Genomic DNA, 19,136 nt, shown 5'->3' on the forward strand with positions numbered 1-19,136 from the left:
TGCGTATCAAGGCATAATCCACGCCGCCCGGCCCCGCGCGGCCCCAAATGGTGATAGATGTGTTGAAGAAGTCGCTGTTCCAATTGCACTGGTTCTTTGGCATCACCGCTGGCCTGGTGCTGGCCCTGATGGGCATCACCGGCGCGGTGTATTCGTTCCAGGAAGAACTGCTGCGGCTGTTCAATGCCGATGTCCTGCGGGTCGAGGTGCGCCAGGAAGGCGTGCTGCCGCCAGCAGAGCTGGTCCGACGGGCCGAGGCTGCACAAGGCGACAAGGTCTCGATGCTGTGGGTCGATACCCGCGAAGGCAATGCCGCGCGCCTCTTCTTCACCCCTGCCCCCGGCGAGCGCCGTGGCGAACTGCGCTATGCCGACCCCTACACGGGAGAGCTCAAGGGTGAAGTCGCCGGGCAAGGCTTCTTCAACCTGATGCTGCAGTTGCACCGTTTCCTGGCCATGGGCGAGACCGGCAGGCAAATCACCGGCGCCTGCACCCTCATGCTGGTGTTCTTCTGTTTGTCCGGGCTGTACCTGCGCTGGCCGCGCAAGGCGCTGAACTGGCGGGTCTGGCTTACGTTCGACTGGGCCAAGAAGGGCCGCGCGTTCAACTGGGACCTGCACGCGGTGGCTGGGACCTGGTGCCTGCTGTTCTACCTTCTTTTCGCCCTCACCGGCTTGTTCTGGTCCTACGACTGGTACCGCGAGGGGCTGAACAAGTGGCTGGCCGACACGCCGGCCGGTGGTGAGCAGCACAAACGTGGTGCACGCCATGGCCTGCAGAAAGCCGACAAGGATACACCGCCGCTGGTGGTCGACTACGACGCGATCTGGAGCAACCTCAAGGCATCCGCAGGCCCAGGCCTTGCCAGCTACAACCTGCGCTTGCCGCCGGCTGGCGACCGGCCAGCCACACTCTTCTACCTGCTGGACAACGCCCCTCACGAGCGCGCCTTCAACACCGTCACCCTGGACCCGGCCAGCGGCCAGTTCAAGCGCGTGGAGCGCTACGATGACAAGTCGTTCAAGGCCCAGCTGCTGCAGAGCGTCTACGCGCTGCACGTGGGCAGTTATTTCGGCCTGACCGGGCGAATCATCGTCACGATCGCGAGCCTGACCATGCCACTGTTCTTCGTCACCGGCTGGCTGCTGTACCTCGATCGTCGCCGCAAGAAACGTCAGGTTCGTGCCGCACGGGGCTCCGTCGTCACTACCGCGGACAAAGCCGATAACTGGTTGATCGGCTTCGCCAGCCAAAGCGGCTTTGCCGAACAGCTGGCCTGGCAAAGTGCTGGGCAGTTGCAGGCTGCCGGATTGCCCGTTCAGGTCCGCCCACTGGCCGACCTGCAAGAGAACGACCTGCGCCAGGCGCGTCGCGCGCTGTTCGTGGTCAGTACCTTCGGCGATGGCGAAGCGCCTGACAGTGCGCGCGCGTTCGAACGCAAAGTGCTCGGCCAGCCATGGGCATTGAACAACCTCACCTATGCCCTGCTGGCCTTGGGTGACCGACAGTACCCACACTTCTGTGGTTTTGCCCGGCGCCTGCAGGCCTGGCTGGGCGAGCGCGGTGCCAGCAGCGCCTTCAGCCCGGTGGAGGTGGACAACGCCGACCAGGCGGCACTGCAACAATGGCAGCACGCGCTTGCCAGGCTGACCGGCGCCAAGCCAGTCGCTGCCTGGCAAGCGCCAGACTTCGAAAACTGGAGCCTGACCCGCCGCGAGCTACTCAACCCCGGCAGCCTGGGACAACCGGTCTTCCTGCTGGGGCTGCGCCCTGAACACCCGGCGAATTGGCAAGCCGGCGACCTGGTCGAGGTGCTTCCACTCAATGGCCAACGTCGGATCGGTGAATTCCTCGATGGGCTGGGCCTGGACCCCAATACCCGCGTGCAATTGGACGGTCTGAGCGAGACCCTGGGCCAAGCCCTGGCCAGTCGCCAATTGCCCACCCACCGCAGCCACCTGCTCGGCCTGCATGCCCAAGCCTTGGTCGATGCGCTGGTACCGATCGGTAGCCGCGAATACTCCATCGCCTCGATTGCTAGCGACGGCGAGCTCGAGCTGATCGTACGCCAGGAACGTCATGGCGACGGCACCCTCGGCCTGGGTTCGGGCTGGCTGACCGAGTACCTGCCGGTCAATGGCACCGTCAGCTTGCGCCTGCGCCGCAACAGTGGGTTCCACCTGCCAGAAGCGCCGGCCCCCATGATTCTGATCGGCAACGGCACCGGCCTGGCGGGCCTGCGCAGCTTGCTCAAGGCACGCATCAGCGCGGGCGAGCAGCGCAACTGGCTGCTGTTCGGCGAGCGCAACCGTGCCCACGACCTGCTTTGTGGTGTCGAGCTACAGCAGTGGCTCGACGTGGGCGATCTGAAACGACTGGACGTGGCCTTCTCGCGGGATCAGGCCGAGAAGGTCTATGTACAGGATGTCCTGCTGCAACAGGCCGATGAGTTCAGACGCTGGATCGACGACGGCGCCTGTGTATATGTCTGCGGCAGCCTGCGAGGAATGGCCACCGGGGTCGATACCGCGCTCAACGCCATCCTCGGCGAAGCGACTGTGCAGCAATTGATCGAGGATGGGCGGTATCGGCGGGATGTGTACTGAGCGGAAATCGATGTAACCGGCACCGGCCTCTTCGCGGGTTTAGCCGCGAGAAGGCCGGCCCAACTGTCAATGCAACTCGAAGGTATCGGCATCCAGGTTCGCCGGGAACTTGGCCCGGTAGGCCGCCAGCTCCGCTGCACTCAACACCGCAGTAAACACCCCATCCGCCTCCCCGGCGCTCAGCAGACTCTCGCCCTGGAAGTCCAGCACCTGGCTGTCACCCGAATAGGCGAAGCCCTTGCCGTCGGTACCTACCCGGTTCACTGCGGCCACATAGCACAGGTTCTCGATACCACGCGCCGGCAACAGGCGGTTCCAATGCAGGCGACGGGCCGCCGGCCAGTTAGCGGTATACAGCAACAGGTCGGTGTCCTGGGCGTCACGGCTCCACACCGGGAAACGCAGGTCGTAGCAAATCAGGGGTCGCACCCGCCAGCCCTTGAGCTCGAACTGCACCTGGCGCTCACCCGGGGTGAAGTGCTTGTGCTCGCCGGCCATGCGGAACAGGTGGCGCTTGTCGTAATGCAGGATTTCACCATCCGGGCGCGCCCACAGCAGGCGATTGCGGTGGCTGCCGTCCGCGGCCTGGATGATCAGGCTGCCGGTGATGACTGCGTCGTGTTTCTTCGCCTGGGCCTTGAGCCATTTGTAGGTGGGGCCGTTCTCAGGCTCGGCCAGGGTTTCCGAGGCCATGGAAAACCCGGTGGTGAACATCTCGGGCAGGATCACCAGATCCACATCGCCCACCTGCGCCAGCAGCTCATCGAAGTGCGCGTAGTTGGCTTCGCGGTCGTGCCAGGCGAGGGTGGTCTGCACCAGGGCGACTTTCAGGTTAGGCAGTGCACTCAGATCGCGCATAGTTTTTCCGCTGCCTGACGCAGCGTCTCCTCTCGTTTGGCAAAGCACAGGCGAACCAGGCGTTGCTCGGGGATGGGTTGCTGGTAGAACACCGACACCGGAATGGTCGCCACGCCATGTTCGCGGGTCAGCCACAAGGCCATGTCGACGTCGTTCAGGTCCGGGCGGATCTGCGAGTAGTCCACCAGTTGGAAATAAGTGCCCGCCGTGCGGACAAAGGTGAAACGCGAGTCTTGCAGCAAGTCGCAGAACAGGTCGCGCTTGGCCTGGTAGAAGCCAGGCAACGCGTCGACATGCCCGGGGTCTTCGGCCATGAAATCGGCCAGGGCACATTGCAACGGCGTCACACCACAGAAGTTGACGTACTGATGCACCTTGCGCAGCTCTGCGCTCAGGGCTGGCGGGGCAACGACATAACCGGTCTTCCAGCCAGTGACGTGGTAAGTCTTGCCGAACGAGCTGACCACGAACGCGCGGCTGTAGAGTTCGGCATGGGCCAGCACGCTGGCGTGGCGCACACCGTCATACACCAGGTGTTCGTAGACCTCATCGCTGACCAGGTAGATATCGCGCCCGGCGATCAAACTGGCCAGCTGGTCGAGATCTTCACGGGTAATCAGCGCGCCGCTGGGGTTGTGCGGAGCATTGAGAATGACCATGCGCGTACGCGGGCTCAGGGCGTCGCTGAACCTCTGCCAGTCGATGCGAAAATCGCCATCGCTCAACTGAACATGCACGCACCGGCCACCGGCCAGGGCCACCGAAGGCGCGTAGCTGTCGTAGCACGGATCGAAGACGATGACCTCGTCGCCCGCTTGGATAACGGCCTGGATGGCACAGAAGATCGCCTCGGTGGCACCTGGGGTGATGGTCACTTCATGGTCGACATCGACTTTTGCACCGTACAGGCGCTCAATCTTGGCGGCGACCTCCTGGCGCAGGGCTGGCAGACCGGTCATCGGCGCATACTGGTTGTGCCCTAAAGCCACATGGCGGCCAACCGCGTCCAGCAGCGCCTGGGGGCCGTTGAAGTCGGGGAAACCCTGCGAAAGGTTCAACGCGCCGGTCTGTACGGCCAGCTGGGACATGGTGGTAAAGATGGTCGTGCCAACATTCGGCAGTTTGCTGCGGATCATGAAGCCCTCTTTCCTGGGGGTATCCGGCACGGGGTTGGAGTCCGAGCATAGCGGATCGAGCGGTCAGGAAAAAGGATGAAACAATGAGGGTATTGCGCTGGGTCAAAGGGCCAAATCGCCGGCAAGCCGGCTCCTGACCTTGGCGGTAGGAGCCTGCTTGCGGGCGACCACGCCCGCGGGAAATCAGCGCTTCTTGTCGCGGCGCTTCTTCTCGGCCTTCTTGTGGTGCGACATCAGGCGGCGCTTCTTGTTGACCTGGCGGTCGGTGAGGGTGTTCTTCTTGCCCTCGAACGGGTTCTCACTCCCTTTGTACTCGATGCGAATCGGCGTACCGACCAGCTTGAGCACACGGCGGTAAGTGTTTTCCAGGTAACGCGAGTACGACTTCGGAATCTTGTCGGTCTGGTTGCCGTGGATCACGATCAACGGCGGGTTGGCACCACCGAGGTGGGCATAGCGCAGCTTGATGCGGCGGCCATTGACCAGCGGCGGCTGGTGCTCGCTGACCGCATCCTCGAGGATCTGGGTCAGGCGGCTGGTCGGCCAGCGGGTAACCGCCGACTTGAACGCAGCCTGAACCGACTTGTACAAGTGGCCCACACCGGTGCCGTGCAGCGCCGAAATGAAGTGGATGTCGGCGAAGTCGACGAAGAACAGCCGGCGCTCCAGCTCGGTCTTCACATAATCGCGTTCACCCGGCTCCATGCCATCCCACTTGTTCAGGGCGATGACGATGGCGCGGCCGGCTTCCAGGGCGAAGCCCAGCAGGTTCAGGTCGTGGTCCACCACGCCTTCGCGGGCGTCCATGACGAAGATCACCACGTTGGCGTCCTTGATCGCCTGCAGCGTCTTGACCACCGAGAACTTCTCGACTTCCTCGTGGATCTTGCCGCGCTTGCGCACCCCGGCGGTGTCGATGAAGGTGTACTTCTCGTCATCACGCTCGAACGGGATGTAGATACTGTCGCGGGTGGTGCCCGGCTGGTCGTACACCACCACGCGCTCTTCACCGAGCATGCGGTTGACCAGCGTCGATTTACCGACGTTGGGGCGACCGATGATGGCGATCTTGATGCCATCTTTCTCGCTCGGCCCCGGAATACGCACAGCTTCCTCGCCTTCGGCGACGTCGGCATCCAGCGCTTCCTCGACCTGGTCGCGTGGGAGATGGCCGAGGACGGCCTCCATCAGCGCATTGATACCACGGCCCTGCGAGCCGGCCACTGGAATGGCGTTGCCCATGCCCAACGGCGAGAACTCGGCGCGAGCGACATCGGCGTCGATGTTGTCGATCTTGTTGGCGACCAGGATCGCTTCCTTGTTCCGCTTGCGCAGGTGCTCGGCGATCATCTGGTCGGCGGCGGTCATGCCGGCGCGGGCATCGACCAGGAACAGCACGTAGTCGGCTTCCTCGATGGCCATCAGCGACTGCTCGGCCATCTTCTCGTCCATGCCGACTTCGTCGCCGGTGATACCGCCGGTGTCGATCAGGATGTACGAACGACCCTGCCAGGTGGCATCGCCATACTGGCGGTCACGGGTCAGGCCCGACAGGTCACCGACGATGGCATCGCGGGTTTTGGTCAGGCGGTTGAACATGGTGGACTTGCCGACGTTCGGCCGTCCCACCAGGGCGATTACGGGAACCATGCGGCTCTCCACTCTTGAATTCTTGAAAATGCAAAGGCCGCTGCAAGGCAGCGGCCGGAGTTCGGGCGGCGTTTCCTACGCCGCAACTCAAGACCTGTAGCGGTCTTGAGCATAGCTTCAGCGGATGGTCAGTGCCTCGAGCTTGCCGCTGTTGCCAAAGACGTAGATGGTGTCGCCGACCACCAGGGGTCGGGCGCGCAGGCCATCGCTGTCGATTCGCTCGCGACCGACGAAACGGCCGTCGACCTGGCTGAGCAGGTGCAGGTAACCCTCGAAATCACCTACCGCCACGTAGCTGGAGAACACTTCCGGCGCCGACAACTGGCGGCGGGCCATGGAGTCATTGGTCCACAGCGCGCTGGAAGAACGCTCGTCGACACTCTCGACGGTGCCCGACGCTTCGCTGACGTAGACGTTGCCAAAGCCTTGGGCGACACCTACGTAGCTGGACGCATCGCGCTGCCACAGCACGCGACCGCTTTCCAGGTCCAGGCCCGCGACACGGCCCTGGTAGGTGCTGACGTACAGGGTACCACCGGACAGCAGCAAGCCGCCGTCGATGTCTACCACGCGGTCCAGCTCCGAACGGCCCTGTGGAATGGCCACGCGGCTTTCCCAGACAGGCACGCCGTTGCTGATGTCCACCGCAATGACTTTGCCAGTGGACAGGCCAGCAACGGCCAGACGGTTGGTCACGATCGGCGCGCCGGTGCCACGCAGGGTCAGCACCGCCGGAGTGCTTTCATAGATCCAGCGACGGTCGCCGGTCGCGGCATCGAGGCCGATCAGACGGTCGTCCTGGGTCTGGACCACCACCACGTCACCATTGTTCGCTGGCGGTGCCAGCACTTCACTGGTAACGCGCGAGCGCCAGCGCTCCTCACCGGTGCTGGAATCCAGCGCGATGACTTCGCCCTTGAGCGTGCCGAGCATGACCAGGCCGTAGCCTACGCCTACAGCGCCGGAAACCGGCAACTCCAGATCCTTCTTCCACACCACGTCACCGGTGATGCGGTCGAGGGCGAAGACTTCGCCATTGACATCGGATGCGTAGATGCGGTCATTCTCGATGGCCGGCACCAGGGTGTTGTACGTCTCGCCCTGGCCGTCACCGATCGAACGGCTCCACTGCTTCTTCAGCACCACTTCCTCGGTGAACTTGGTCAGCTCGGCCGGAGGCAGTTCCTTCTTGCTGTTGCTGCTGCAACCTGCGGCCAATACGGCCAGGGTCAGCACTGCTGCTTGTTTCCAACCGATCACGTCAGGCGTCCCCTTTGGCCAGGTCATCCAGCTTCAATTGCAGGCCACCGACCGCGGCGTCATCGGACAGCGCGGCCTTGGCTTTTTCGTAGGCGCCGTGAGCATCGTCGGCACGACCCAGCTGCACCAGCAGGTCGCCCTTCAACTCTTCGCGGCTGGCCAGGAACGCCTTGTCGGCGTCGCCATCGAGCAGCTTGAGCGCCTCCTCGGCCTTGTCCTGGGCAGCGAGCACACGCGCCAGACGCTGGCGAGCGATTTCACCCAGGGTAGCGTCGGCAGGTTTGTCCATCACGCTCTTGAGCTCGGCGGCGGCGTCGTCGAGCTTACCGCTCTCGACCGCCACCTTGGCCACGAACAGGCTGCCGTATTGGGCGTAGGCGGTACCACCGAACTCGCTCTTGAGCTTGCCAGACAATTCCGCCACCTTGGTGGCGTCAGGCTGGCCACTCGGCGTCAGACTGGTTTCCAGCAGGGCCTGGTACAGCGCCGAGGCACCTTGCGACTGATTGTTCTGGTACTTGTGCCAGGTATTCCAGCCCAACACCACCACACCGGCCAGCAGGGCACCGGTCAGCAGCGGCTTGCCGTTGCGGTTCCACCAGTCCTTGGCTGCGGCCAGGCCTTCATCATCGGTACTCGACACCCCAATACTCCTTTTCAGCAATTCGGCTGTTTGACTGCTTCACGCTTGCGCGATGGCAGCTTCCAGGTGCTCGGCCAGAGCATCCCAGGCAATGTTCTGTTGTTCACCCTGGCCACGCAGGGGCTTGAAACCAATGGTGCGCTGCGCGAGCTCGTCGTCGCCAAGAATCAGCGCAAACAGCGCACCGCTCTTGTCGGCTTTCTTGAACTGGCTCTTGAAACTGCCCCCCCCGGCGTTGACCGCCAGGCGCAGGCCCGGAAGACGGTCACGCAGGCCTTCGGATAGCTTCAGCCCGGCCAGTTCGGCCTGGTCGCCGAAAGCGCACAGGTAGACGTCGATCTGGCGGCTGATGGACTCTGGCACCTTGCCCAGGGTCTCCAGCAGCAGGATCAGACGCTCGATACCCATGGCGAAACCAACGCCCGGGGTCGGCTTGCCGCCCATCTGTTCGACCAGGCCGTCGTAGCGGCCACCGGCGCACACAGTGCCCTGGGCGCCGAGCTTGTCGGTGACCCACTCGAACACGGTCTTGCTGTAGTAGTCCAGGCCACGCACCAGCTTGGTGTTGATTACGAACGGAATGCCAGCGGCATCCAGACGGGCCTTGAGGCCCTCGAAGTGCACACGGGACTCCTCGTCCAGGTACGCTTCCAGTTTTGGCGCATCGACCAGCACCGCCTGGGTGTTCTGGTCCTTGCTGTCGAGAATGCGCAGCGGGTTGCTCTTCAGGCGGCGCTGGCTGTCTTCGTCCAGCTGGTCCAGACGCGCGGACAGGAACTCGACCAGGGCATCGCGGTAACGTGCGCGCGCTTCGCTGGTGCCCAGGCTGTTGAGCTCCAGCTTGACGGCATCCTGAATGCCCAGCAGGCCCCAAAGACGCCAGGTGAGCATGATCAGCTCGGCGTCGATGTCCGGACCGTCCAGGTTGAACACTTCCACGCCAATCTGGTGGAACTGGCGGTAGCGGCCTTTCTGCGGGCGCTCGTGACGGAACATCTGGCCGATGTACCACAGCTTCTGGACCTGGCCGTTGCCGGTGATGCCATGTTCCAGTACGGCTCGCACGCAAGCGGCTGTGCCTTCGGGGCGCAGGGTGAGCGAATCGCCGTTGCGGTCCTCGAAGGTGTACATCTCTTTTTCGACGATGTCGGTGACTTCACCGATGGAGCGCTTGAACAGCTCGGTGAACTCGACGATCGGCGTACGGATCTGGCTGTACCCGTAGGTGTCCAGCAGACCAGCCACGGTACCCTCGAAGTAACGCCACAGTGGCGACTGCTCGGGCAGGATGTCGTTCATGCCACGAATGGCTTGCAGCGATTTGCTCACGGGGAATCCTTACGAATCTGTGTATCAGCCGCGGGCGATCAGCGCCGCGTCGGCCTCGACCTTCTCGGCCGCTTTCTGGCGGATGAGTTTTTCCAGCTCATCGACCAGGTTGTCATTGGTCAGCTTCTGCGCGGGCTTGCCGTCGATGTAGACCAGGTTCGGAGTACCACCGGTCAACCCCACATGGGACTCCTTGGCCTCACCTGGGCCGTTGACCACGCAGCCGATCACCGCGACGTCCAGCGGTACCAGCAGGTCTTCCAGGCGCCCTTCCAGCTCGTTCATGGTCTTGACCACATCGAAGTTTTGCCGCGAACAGCTCGGACACGCGATGAAGTTGATGCCACGGGAACGCAGGTGCAGCGACTTGAGGATGTCGTAACCGACCTTCACTTCCTCGACCGGATCGGCGGCCAGGGAGATACGGATGGTATCGCCGATACCTTCGGCCAGCAGCATACCGATGCCGACGGCGGATTTCACCGTTCCCGAACGCAGGCCACCGGCTTCGGTGATACCCAGGTGCAGCGGCTGGATGATCTGCTTGGCCAGCAGGCGGTAGGCTTCGACGGCCATGAACACGTCGGAGGCCTTGACGCTGACCTTGAAGTCCTGGAAGTCCAAGCGGTCGAGATGCTCGACATGGCGCAGGGCCGACTCGACCAGTGCAGCTGGGGTCGGTTCGCCGTATTTCTTCTGCAGGTCCTTTTCCAGCGAGCCGGCGTTGACGCCGATACGGATCGGGATGCCACGGTCGCGAGCGGCATCCACCACCGCGCGCACTCGGTCTTCACGACCGATGTTGCCCGGGTTGATGCGCAGACAGTCGACACCCAGCTCGGCCACGCGCAGGGCGATCTTGTAGTCGAAGTGGATATCGGCGACCAGCGGCACGCTGACCTGCTGCTTGATGCGACCGAACGCCTCGGCGGCGTCCATGTCAGGGACCGAGACGCGCACGATGTCGACGCCAGCATCGACCAGACGCTGGATCTGCGCCACGGTGGCAGCGACATCATTGGTGTCGGTGTTGGTCATGCTCTGTACCGCGATGGGGGCATCCCCCCCTACTGGCACATTGCCGACCCAGATTTTGCGGGATTCGCGACGTTTGATCGGAGATTCGCCGTGCATGACTTACTGTCCCAACTTCAGGCGAGCGGTCTCGCCACTGGTGAACGGGGCAACATCGACGGCCTGACCGTTGTAGCTGACCTGAGCGCCACGGGCAAAGCCCAGGCGTACCGCGAACGGCGGCTTACCGGTCAGTTCCAGGCTGTCACCCTTGCGCTTGATGGCGCTGAACAGCACCTTGCCGTTGCCATCTGTAACTTGCGTCCAGCAATCGGCGGTGAATTGGATCGCTACCTTGGCACTCCCGGCCGCTACTTCGGCTGGGGTGGCCACGGGGGTTGCCGGCGCACTGGCGACAGGTGCCGCTGGCGTGGCAGGTACGACTGGAGCGACCGGTGCAGGCACTACGGCCGTGGCCGGCGCTTGCTGGACCGGGGCTGCTGCGGGTGCGGGCGCGACAACCGGCGCCTGGGCGGACGGCGCAGTCGCAGCGACAGCAGGGTTGGCTGGCTCGCTGGCGGCCTGCGCAGGCTCCTCGGCGGCGGGCTGCTCCAGTGGCAGTGGCGCACTCTCAGCTTGCTCGCCAGCGGTAACCGCCTGGTCTTCAGGTTCGTCCAGCGGGTGGATCTGTGTGGTGCCGTCGGCGCTCTCGACCTCGACGTGCTCCAGAGCGATCTTGGCCAGGTCCTTGCCACGCAGGCTGCCCTGGTCCTGCCACCACAGGAAGCTGCCGCCGACGACGGCCAGCAACAACAGCAGGCTGACCCCGCGCAGGATGTTATGCGACAGGCGCACCGGTTCTTCGATGCGCCCCAACGAGTGCACTTCACTGCCCTTGGCGTGGGTACCAGTGAACTGATCGAAGGCTTCGACCAGCGGGGCCTGATCCATGTCCATCAGCTTGGCGTAGGCACGGATGTAGCCACGGGCGAAGGTATGCCCCGGCAGCTTGTCGAAGGCACCGGTTTCCAAATGGTTCAGCGACGTGACCGTGAGGTTGAGCTTGCGGGCGACCTCGGCTTGCGACCATTCCCGGTTCTCGCGGGCCTGGCGCAAGAGTTCACCGGGGTTTTGGCGAGACGCTGCTGCTACTTCGGGATGCGCGGCTTTCATCGTTGCTCCGACAGGTATTGCTGATATTCCGGCGTACCGGGATAAAGTCGTTGTAATTGCTCGCCCAGCTCAGCCAGTGCGTTGCGTTCGTCGAACGCGCGGGCAAGGCGACTGCCCAGCAGCAGGCTGCGGGCGTCGTGGCCACTCAACTGGCTGAAACGATCGTAGTAGTCCCGGGCCGGCACATAATGCCTGTTTTCGTAAGACAACTCAGCCATTTCCAACAACGCCCTGGGTTGTCGCGGGTTGAGTTGCAGGGCCTTGCCCAAATACGCATGGGCCTGGTCGCGACGGTCGAGCCTGAGGGCTGTGAGGCCGAGGTTTTCGTACACGCGCGAACGCTCAGGATACAGGCTATCGGCACTGGCCAGGCGAAACATCTGCTCGGCCTCGTCGAACCGCTGCTGAGCATATAGGAAACTGCCGTAATTGTTGCGAATTCGCGTGTCGCCGTCACGCGCATTCAAGGCCTTGCGAAAATGCGCTTCGGCCAGGGCGGGCTCGCCCTGCGCTTGGAACACCAGTGCCAGCGCGGCGTGGGCGTCGGCATCGTTGGCATTCAGGGCCAAGGCCTTGCTCAACGGCACCTTGGCCTGTTCGGCAAAGCCTTGTTGCAAATATCCGAGTCCGAGCTGCACGTAAGCCTTGCCAGCCTCGGCACGCCCCTGGCGATTGGCCAAGGGGTCGCTCGCGCCGCCCGACACACAGCCGGCCAGCAGCACAAGTGTCAGCATCGATAGCGCGGCGCGCAGGTTCATGGCCGGGCCCGCAATCAGTGGCGCACGGCGCTGTCTTGCAACTCGTTGTCGGCAGACAACTGGCGGACGGCGATGTAGCGCTCGCTACGACGGGTGCGGTCATTGACCTGCCCGACCAACTGACCGCAAGCCGCGTCGATGTCGTCGCCCCGGGTAGTGCGGGTGGTGACGTTGAAGCCGCCGTGGTGCAACAGGTCCTGGAAGCGACGGATGGCGTTATTGCTGGGTCGCTCGTAACCCGAGTGCGGGAACGGGTTGAACGGAATCAGGTTGATCTTGCACGGCACGTCACGCAGCAGCTCGATCATCTGCGCGGCATGCTCAGGTTGGTCGTTGACGTCCTTGAGCAAGGTGTACTCGACGGTCAGCACGCGCTTGCCACCCAGGGTGGCCATATAGCCCATGCACGACTCCAGCAGCACCTTGAGCGGGTACTTCTTGTTGATCGGCACCAGCTGATTGCGCAGCTCGTCATTTGGCGCGTGCAGCGACAGCGCCAGCGACACGTCGATGTGCTTGGCCAGCTCGTCGATCATCGGCACCACGCCCGAGGTGGACAAGGTGACACGACGCTTGGAAATGCCATAGCCCAGATCATCCATCATGATCTTCATGGCGGCGATGACATTGTCGAAATTGAGCAGAGGCTCGCCCATGCCCATCATGACCACGTTGGTGATGGCGCGGTCGATCTTGGCAGGAACGGTCCCGAAGGATTTGTTGGCAAGCCACACTTGGCCGATGACTTCGGCGGCGGTGAGGTTGCTGTTGAAGCCTTGCTTGCCGGTGGAGCAGAAACTGCAGTCCAGGGCACAGCCGGCTTGCGACGACACGCAGAGCGTACCGCGATCGTCGGTAGGGATGTAGACGGTCTCGACGCAGCTGCCGGAGGCAACGCGGACCACCCACTTGCGGGTACCGTCGGCGGAAATGTCTTCACTGACCACTTCCGGCGCCCGAATCTCGGCAACGGCCTCGAGCTTTTCGCGCAAGGCCTTGCCGACATTGGTCATGGCGGCGAAATCGTCGACGCCAAAGTGGTGAATCCATTTCATGACCTGACCGGCACGAAAACGCTTCTCCCCGATCGACTCGAAGAATTTTTCCATTTCCTGGAGGGTCAGGCCCAACAGGTTGATCTTGCCAGTCATGTCACTCATGGAATCACCCAAGACCTGCTTCGCTTAGCGAATGCGGTCGCACAGCTCGGTAGCGGAGAAGAAGTAAGCGATTTCGCGGGCAGCCGAAGCTTCCGAGTCGGAACCGTGAACGGCGTTCTCGTCGATGGAAACGGCGAAGTCAGCGCGGATGGTGCCGGCAGCAGCTTCTTTCGGGTTGGTAGCGCCCATCAGCTCACGGTTGGCCAGAACGGCGTTTTCGCCTTCCAGAACCTGAACGATGACCGGGCCCGAAGTCATGAAGGCAACCAGATCAGCGAAGAAGCCGCGCTCTTTGTGCTCGGCGTAGAAGCCTTCGGCTTCGGCTTTGGACAGTTGCTTCATTTTCGAAGCGACGACGCGCAGGCCGGCTTTCTCGAAACGAGTGGTGATCTCGCCGATGACGTTCTTGGCGACGGCGTCAGGCTTGATGATGGAGAAAGTACGTTGAACAGCCATGGAAAACTCCAGAAAAATGAGTGTTGCGAAAAATTAAACCCGCGAATTATACGCGGGTTCCAGGGGATTGCCTAACCTGCAGCACACGCTCAGTCGGCTTCTTCGATCCAGGCCGCCTGGATGGCCTCGAGCACTTTCTCACCGCCGCGTGACGGATCGTCGCTGAACTCTGGCAATGCCAGCACCCAACGGTGCAGATCGACGAAATTCACATAACGAGGATCGACGTCCGGCTTGCTTTCCGCAAGCTGGATGGCGATCTCAAGTACATCAATCCATTTCAGACTCATGCGCAAAACCTCAGTGCGGTGCTTCGGCGGCGTGGTTGAGCGAGTATTTTGGAATCTCGATGGTGAGGTCTTCCTCACCGACGATCACCTGGCAGGCCAGGCGCGACTGCGCCTCCAGACCCCAGGCCTTGTCCAGCATATCCTCTTCCAGCTCGTCGGCCTCTTCAAGCGAGTCGAAGCCTTCACGCACGATGCAATGACAGGTGGTGCAGGCACACACGCCGCCGCACGCACTTTCCATCTCGATGTGGTGCTCGTGGGCCAGTTCCAGGATATTGGTCCCGGGCTCCACCTCCACTACCAGCCCCTCCGGGCAGAACTTCTCGTGCGGCAGGAAAATCACCTGTGGCATCGGTTACTCCTCGATCTCATTCAGGTTGCGCCCGGCCAGTGCGGCTTTGACCGTCGAATCAAGGCGACGGGCGGCAAAAGCATCGGTCACCTGCGACAGACGCTTGGTCTGCTGCTCGATGGCCGCGCCATCGGTGCCGCTAAGCAAATCACGCAATTCTTGCATCTGATGCTCGATAGCCACGCGCTCGTCACTGCTGAGCAAACGATCGCCATCGGCGTCGAGGGCGCCCTGCACCGCTTCAAGCAGGCGCTCGCCGTCGACCTGGTGCTCGCGCAACTGTCGGGCCTGCTTGTCGGAACCGGCGTGCTCGAAGGAGTCCTTGAGCATGCGTGCGATCTCGCCATCGGTCAGGCCGTAGGACGGTTTGACCTGGATGCTGGCTTCGACGCCCGAGCCGAGTTCGCGGGCGGCGACGCTCAGCAGGCCATCGGCGTCGACCTGGAAGGTGACGCGGATCTTCGCCGCACCGGCGACCATGGCCGGGATTCCACGCAGCTCGAAGCGCGCCAGGGAGCGACAGTCGCTGATCAACTCGCGCTCGCCCTGCAGGACGTGGATCATCATCGCCGACTGGCCATCTTTGTAGGTGGTGAATTCCTGGGCGCGAGCCACCGGGATGGTGGTATTGCGCGGAATCACCTTTTCCATCAGCCCGCCCATGGTCTCAAGCCCAAGGGACAGCGGGATGACGTCCAGCAACAGCAGTTCGCCACCCTCGCGACGATTACCGGCCAGGGTATCGGCCTGGATGGCAGCACCGATGGCCACCACCTGGTCAGGGTCGATAGAGGTCAGCGGCGTACGGCCGAACAGTGCACCGACGGCGTCGCGCACGCGCGGAACGCGGGTGGAACCGCCTACCATGACCACGGCACCGACCTCGTCGAGCTCAACGCCACTATCACGCACGGCGCGGCGGCAAGCCTTGAGACTGCGGGCGACCAGTGGCTCGATCATGGCTTCGAATGCAGCGCGGCTCAGCTCGCCTTGCCAGGCGCCGTGGCTGACACTGACCACGTCGGCATCGGTCAGGGCCTCCTTGGCAGCGCAGGCGCTTTGCAGCAGCTGACGCTGGGTGGCCGGGTCGAGGTCGGCGGACAGGCCGGCCTGCTCGATGATCCAGCCTGCAATGGCATGGTCGAAGTCATCGCCGCCCAGGGCGGTATCGCCACCGGTCGCCAGCACCTCGAAAACACCTGCGGTCAGGCGAAGTATGGAGATATCGAAGGTACCGCCACCCAAGTCATAGATGGCCACCAGGCCTTCGGCTTTCTGGTCCAGGCCGTAGGCCACCGCCGCGGCAGTGGGCTCGTTGAGCAGGCGCAGCACGTTCAGGCCGGCCAGCTTGGCGGCGTCCTTGGTGGCTTGGCGCTGGGCATCGTCGAAGTAGGCCGGCACGGTGATCACCGCCCCTACCAGCTCGCCACCCAGGGTGGCTTCCGCTCGCTCGCGCAGCACCTTGAGGATGTCGGCGGAGACTTCCACCGGGCTCTTCGGCCCCTGGACCGTGTCGATGAACGGCATGTGCGACTCGCCGCCGACGAAGCGGTACGGCAGCTGCTCGCCCAGTTGCTTGACGTCGGCCAGGCCGCGCCCCATCAGGCGCTTGACCGACAGCACGGTGTTCAGTGGATCGCTGGAGGCCGCCTCGCGCGCTGCCAGGCCGACTTCGCTACGGCCATCGAGGTAGCGCACGGCGGAAGGCAGGATGACATTACCCTGCGCATCGGGCAGAGGCTCGCTGCGACCGCTGCGCACGGCAGCGACCAGAGAATTGGTGGTACCCAGGTCGATACCCACCGCCAGGCGACGCTGGTGAGGTTGCGGGCTTTGACCGGGTTCGGCGATCTGCAGTAGGGCCATGCTTATCTGAATACCTTAGGCGTCATCACGGGAGACACCGGGTTAATCGTCGAGGCGCTCTTCCAGTTGGCGCACTTCTTGGGCGAGCTTGTCGAGGAACTGCATGCGGCGCATCAGGCGTTCAGCCTTGTCGCGCTCGGCAGGCACATCCCAGCAGGCGGCGAAATCCTCGTTCAGCGTGTCCTGGGCAGCCTTGAGGCGCTTCTTGAACACGGCGACACCGTCGAGGTCGGCTTCGTCCTGCAGCTCTTCGAGTTCTTCGCGCCACTGCATCTGCTGCAACAGGAAGTCGGGGTCATGGACCGTGACCTCCTGGGGCACTTCGTGACCACTGATGGCCAGCAGGTAGCGGGCTCGACGTGGCGCACTGCGCAGGGTCTGGTAGGCGTCGTTGAGGGTTGCGGACTTCTCCAGCGCCACCCGCTGCTCCCGCTCGGAAGCGTCGGCGAAGCGGTCCGGATGCACCTCACGGGCCAGCTCGCGGTAGCGAGTGGCCAACTTGTCGAGGTCCAGGCGGAAGCAGGGCTGGAGGTCAAACAGCGCGAAATGACAAGGAGTACCCACGGCCAGCCTCAGACGTTGAAGCTTTCGCCGCAGCCACACTCACCGCGCACGTTGGGGTTGTTGAACTTGAAGCCTTCGTTCAACCCTTCCTTGACGAAGTCCAGCTCGGTGCCGTCGAGGTAGACCAGGCTCTTGGGATCGATGATCACCTTGACGCCGTGGTTCTCGAACACCTGGTCTTCGTCAGCCAACTCGTCGACGAACTCCAGCACATAGGCCAGACCCGAGCAGCCGGTGGTGCGCACGCCCAGGCGGATGCCCTCGCCCTTGCCGCGCCCTTCGAGGGAACGCCGCACGTGGTTGGCGGCGGCTTCTGTCATGCTGATAGCCATCGGAACTCCTTACTAACCGTGCAACAGGCGGCTTAGATCAAGCCTTTCTTCTGCTTGTAATCGCGAACGGCGGCCTTGATGGCATCTTCGGCGAGTACCGAGCAGTGGATCTTGACCGGCGGCAACGCCAGTTCTTCTGCCAGCTGGGTGTTCTTGATGGTTTCGGCTTCGTCCAGGGTCTTGCCCTTCATCCACTCGGTGGCCAGGGAGCTGGAAGCGATGGCCGAACCGCAGCCGTAAGTCTTGAACTTGGCATCTTCGATGATGCCTTGCTCGTTGACCTTGATCTGCAGACGCATCACGTCACCGCACGCGGGAGCGCCGACCATGCCAGTCCCGACATCCGGGTCCTCGGCGTTCATCTTGCCGACGTTGCGTGGGTTTTCGTAGTGGTCGATGACCTTTTCACTGTATGCCATGGTGCAATTCCTTCCTCATCAGGGAGCCGCTCTTGCCGGCGACTGCTTAGTGGGCGGCCCACTCGATCTTGGAGATGTCAACGCCGTCTTTGTACATGTCCCACAGCGGCGACAGCTCACGCAGTTTGTTTACCGCTTCGCAGACTTTCTGCGCGGCGTAGTCGACTTCTTCTTCAGTGGTGAAACGACCGAAGGAGAAGCGGATCGAGCTGTGCGCCAGCTCGTCGTTGCGGCCCAGGGCGCGCAGGACGTAGGACGGTTCGAGCGAAGCGGAGGTGCAGGCCGAACCGGACGAAACGGCGATGTCCTTCAGCGACATCAGCAGCGACTCGCCTTCGACGTAGTTGAAGCTCAGGTTCAGGTTGTGCGGCACGCGAGCGGTGCGGCTGCCGTTGACGTACAGCTCTTCGAGGTCGGAGACCTGACTGAAGAAGCGGTCGCTCAGGGCCTTGATGCGCGCATTCTCGGTGGCCATTTCCTGCTTGGCGATGGCGAAGGCTTCGCCCATGCCGACGATCTGGTGGGTCGGCAGGGTACCCGAACGCATGCCGCGCTCATGACCACCGCCGTGAATGATGGCTTCCAGGCGCACGCGCGGCTTGCGGCTGACGTACAGCGCGCCAATACCCTTGGGCCCATAGACCTTGTGGGCCGAGAAGGACATCAGGTCGACCTTCAGCTTCTGCAGGTCGATTTCGACCTTGCCTGCCGACTGGGCAGCATCGACGTGGAACAGCACGCCGCGAGAGCGGGTCAGTTCGCCGATCGCGGCGATGTCGTTGATCGAACCAACTTCGTTGTTGACGTGCATCAGCGAGACCAGAATGGTGTCGTCGCGCAGGGCCGCCTCGACCATGGCCGGGGTGACGATACCGTCTTCGCCCGGCTCCAGGTAGGTGACCTCGAAGCCTTCACGCTCGAGCTGGCGAGCGGTATCCAGGACCGCCTTGTGCTCGATCTTGGAGGTGATGATGTGCTTGCCCTTGGTCTGATAGAAGTGCGCAACGCCCTTCAACGCCAGGTTGTCGGACTCGGTGGCACCACTGGTCCAGACGATCTCGCGCGGGTCGGCGTTGATCAGCTCGGCAACCTGGCGACGGCCGTTCTCAACCGCTTCCTCGGCTTTCCAGCCAAAGACGTGGGAGCGCGACGCCGGGTTACCGAAGTTCCCGTCGACCAGCAGGCACTCGGCCATTTTCTGGGCAACGCGTGGGTCGACCGGCGTGGTCGCGGAGTAATCGAGGTAGATCGGCAACTTCATTGGGTATCT

At 63.0% G+C, this 19,136-nt stretch carries 19 protein-coding genes; 1 reads left to right on the top strand and 18 read right to left on the bottom strand.

Going from position 1 to position 19,136, the window contains the following annotated elements; genetic code table 11:
* Nucleotides 1-59 precede the first annotated feature (59 nt).
* Entirely contained in the window at nt 60-2,606 is a 2,547-nt protein-coding gene (locus tag VXM67_RS22240; protein WP_367237377.1) for a PepSY domain-containing protein, read from the top strand.
* A gap of 66 nt (nt 2,607-2,672) precedes the next feature.
* Here VXM67_RS22240 and VXM67_RS22245 read toward each other — a convergent pair whose 3' ends face one another.
* The 18 genes from VXM67_RS22245 to VXM67_RS22330 all read right to left on the bottom strand — a co-directional run bounded on the left by VXM67_RS22245 (nt 2,673) and on the right by VXM67_RS22330 (nt 19,127).
* Nucleotides 2,673-3,464, bottom strand: a complete 792-nt coding sequence (locus tag VXM67_RS22245) for an amidohydrolase (protein ID WP_023382198.1) — start codon at nt 3,462-3,464, stop codon at nt 2,673-2,675.
* Nucleotides 3,452-4,600, bottom strand: a complete 1,149-nt coding sequence (locus VXM67_RS22250) for a pyridoxal phosphate-dependent aminotransferase (protein ID WP_023382199.1) — start codon at nt 4,598-4,600, stop codon at nt 3,452-3,454. Before VXM67_RS22250 ends, VXM67_RS22245 begins: the two co-directional genes overlap by 13 nt.
* A 183-nt stretch (nt 4,601-4,783) precedes the next feature.
* Entirely contained in the window at nt 4,784-6,250 is a 1,467-nt protein-coding gene (gene der, locus VXM67_RS22255) for a ribosome biogenesis GTPase Der (RefSeq protein WP_023382200.1), read from the bottom strand.
* 117 nt (nt 6,251-6,367) lie between these two features.
* Nucleotides 6,368-7,510: an outer membrane protein assembly factor BamB gene (gene bamB / locus VXM67_RS22260; protein WP_023382201.1), complete on the bottom strand. Its 1,143-nt coding sequence runs from the start codon at nt 7,508-7,510 to the stop codon at nt 6,368-6,370.
* Between the two features lies 1 nt (nt 7,511).
* The gene (locus tag VXM67_RS22265) at nt 7,512-8,153 is read right to left on the bottom strand and encodes a tetratricopeptide repeat protein (protein WP_027906603.1); all 642 of its coding nucleotides are present in this window, start codon (nt 8,151-8,153) and stop codon (nt 7,512-7,514) included.
* A 39-nt stretch (nt 8,154-8,192) separates the two neighbouring features.
* On the bottom strand, nt 8,193-9,482 hold the full coding sequence (gene hisS, locus VXM67_RS22270) for a histidine--tRNA ligase (protein ID WP_023382203.1): 1,290 nt from the start codon (nt 9,480-9,482) through the stop codon (nt 8,193-8,195).
* Between the two features lie 24 nt (nt 9,483-9,506).
* Complete coding sequence (ispG, locus tag VXM67_RS22275; RefSeq protein WP_023382204.1) at nt 9,507-10,616, bottom strand: flavodoxin-dependent (E)-4-hydroxy-3-methylbut-2-enyl-diphosphate synthase; 1,110 nt, start codon at nt 10,614-10,616, stop codon at nt 9,507-9,509.
* Between the two features lie 3 nt (nt 10,617-10,619).
* Complete coding sequence (locus VXM67_RS22280; protein WP_023382205.1) at nt 10,620-11,669, bottom strand: RodZ family helix-turn-helix domain-containing protein; 1,050 nt, start codon at nt 11,667-11,669, stop codon at nt 10,620-10,622.
* Nucleotides 11,666-12,427: a type IV pilus biogenesis/stability protein PilW gene (gene pilW / locus VXM67_RS22285; RefSeq protein WP_023382206.1), complete on the bottom strand. Its 762-nt coding sequence runs from the start codon at nt 12,425-12,427 to the stop codon at nt 11,666-11,668. The genes VXM67_RS22280 and pilW overlap by 4 nt, the downstream gene beginning before the upstream one ends.
* Before the next feature lie 14 nt (nt 12,428-12,441).
* A complete protein-coding gene (gene rlmN, locus VXM67_RS22290) occupies nt 12,442-13,587 on the bottom strand; it encodes a 23S rRNA (adenine(2503)-C(2))-methyltransferase RlmN (protein ID WP_027906606.1) in 1,146 nt (381 codons plus the stop codon).
* Nucleotides 13,588-13,611: 24 nt separating this feature from the next.
* The gene (ndk, locus tag VXM67_RS22295) at nt 13,612-14,043 is read right to left on the bottom strand and encodes a nucleoside-diphosphate kinase (RefSeq protein WP_023382208.1); all 432 of its coding nucleotides are present in this window, start codon (nt 14,041-14,043) and stop codon (nt 13,612-13,614) included.
* 89 nt (nt 14,044-14,132) lie between these two features.
* Nucleotides 14,133-14,333 carry a Fe-S cluster assembly protein IscX gene (gene iscX, locus VXM67_RS22300; protein WP_023382209.1) on the bottom strand — a complete coding sequence of 67 codons (201 nt, stop codon included), beginning with the start codon at nt 14,331-14,333 and terminating at the stop codon, nt 14,133-14,135.
* Nucleotides 14,334-14,343: 10 nt separating this feature from the next.
* A complete protein-coding gene (fdx, locus tag VXM67_RS22305; protein WP_023382210.1) occupies nt 14,344-14,685 on the bottom strand; it encodes an ISC system 2Fe-2S type ferredoxin in 342 nt (113 codons plus the stop codon).
* A 3-nt stretch (nt 14,686-14,688) separates the two neighbouring features.
* Entirely contained in the window at nt 14,689-16,551 is a 1,863-nt protein-coding gene (gene hscA / locus VXM67_RS22310; RefSeq protein ID WP_023382212.1) for a Fe-S protein assembly chaperone HscA, read from the bottom strand.
* A 42-nt stretch (nt 16,552-16,593) separates the two neighbouring features.
* Nucleotides 16,594-17,115, bottom strand: a complete 522-nt coding sequence (gene hscB, locus VXM67_RS22315) for a co-chaperone HscB (protein ID WP_023382213.1) — start codon at nt 17,113-17,115, stop codon at nt 16,594-16,596.
* Nucleotides 17,116-17,123: 8 nt separating this feature from the next.
* The gene (iscA, locus tag VXM67_RS22320) at nt 17,124-17,447 is read right to left on the bottom strand and encodes an iron-sulfur cluster assembly protein IscA (protein WP_003257854.1); all 324 of its coding nucleotides are present in this window, start codon (nt 17,445-17,447) and stop codon (nt 17,124-17,126) included.
* 32 nt (nt 17,448-17,479) lie between these two features.
* Nucleotides 17,480-17,866, bottom strand: a complete 387-nt coding sequence (gene iscU / locus VXM67_RS22325) for a Fe-S cluster assembly scaffold IscU (protein ID WP_007929523.1) — start codon at nt 17,864-17,866, stop codon at nt 17,480-17,482.
* A gap of 46 nt (nt 17,867-17,912) precedes the next feature.
* Nucleotides 17,913-19,127, bottom strand: a complete 1,215-nt coding sequence (locus VXM67_RS22330; RefSeq protein ID WP_023382214.1) for an IscS subfamily cysteine desulfurase — start codon at nt 19,125-19,127, stop codon at nt 17,913-17,915.
* Between the last annotated feature and the right edge of the window lie 9 nt (nt 19,128-19,136).

It is taken from the genome of Pseudomonas sp. Rh2 (assembly GCF_040762985.1).
Classification (GTDB): Bacteria; Pseudomonadota; Gammaproteobacteria; order Pseudomonadales; family Pseudomonadaceae; genus Aquipseudomonas; species Aquipseudomonas taiwanensis.

Excerpts from the sequence above, each read along its gene's own strand:
- VXM67_RS22245 (WP_023382198.1), bottom strand. The coding sequence starts at position 3,464 with ATGCGCGATCTGAGTGCACTGCCTAACCTGAAAGTCGCCCTGGTGCAG.
- VXM67_RS22250 (WP_023382199.1), bottom strand. The coding sequence starts at position 4,600 with ATGATCCGCAGCAAACTGCCGAATGTTGGCACGACCATCTTTACCACC.
- der (WP_023382200.1), bottom strand. The coding sequence starts at position 6,250 with ATGGTTCCCGTAATCGCCCTGGTGGGACGGCCGAACGTCGGCAAGTCC.
- ispG (WP_023382204.1), bottom strand. The coding sequence starts at position 10,616 with ATGCACGGCGAATCTCCGATCAAACGTCGCGAATCCCGCAAAATCTGG.
- VXM67_RS22280 (WP_023382205.1), bottom strand. The coding sequence starts at position 11,669 with ATGAAAGCCGCGCATCCCGAAGTAGCAGCAGCGTCTCGCCAAAACCCC.
- pilW (WP_023382206.1), bottom strand. The coding sequence starts at position 12,427 with ATGAACCTGCGCGCCGCGCTATCGATGCTGACACTTGTGCTGCTGGCC.
- rlmN (WP_027906606.1), bottom strand. The coding sequence starts at position 13,587 with ATGAGTGACATGACTGGCAAGATCAACCTGTTGGGCCTGACCCTCCAG.
- ndk (WP_023382208.1), bottom strand. The coding sequence starts at position 14,043 with ATGGCTGTTCAACGTACTTTCTCCATCATCAAGCCTGACGCCGTCGCC.
- iscX (WP_023382209.1), bottom strand. The coding sequence starts at position 14,333 with ATGAGTCTGAAATGGATTGATGTACTTGAGATCGCCATCCAGCTTGCG.
- fdx (WP_023382210.1), bottom strand. The coding sequence starts at position 14,685 with ATGCCACAGGTGATTTTCCTGCCGCACGAGAAGTTCTGCCCGGAGGGG.
- hscA (WP_023382212.1), bottom strand. The coding sequence starts at position 16,551 with ATGGCCCTACTGCAGATCGCCGAACCCGGTCAAAGCCCGCAACCTCAC.
- iscA (WP_003257854.1), bottom strand. The coding sequence starts at position 17,447 with ATGGCTATCAGCATGACAGAAGCCGCCGCCAACCACGTGCGGCGTTCC.
- iscU (WP_007929523.1), bottom strand. The coding sequence starts at position 17,866 with ATGGCATACAGTGAAAAGGTCATCGACCACTACGAAAACCCACGCAAC.
- VXM67_RS22330 (WP_023382214.1), bottom strand. The coding sequence starts at position 19,127 with ATGAAGTTGCCGATCTACCTCGATTACTCCGCGACCACGCCGGTCGAC.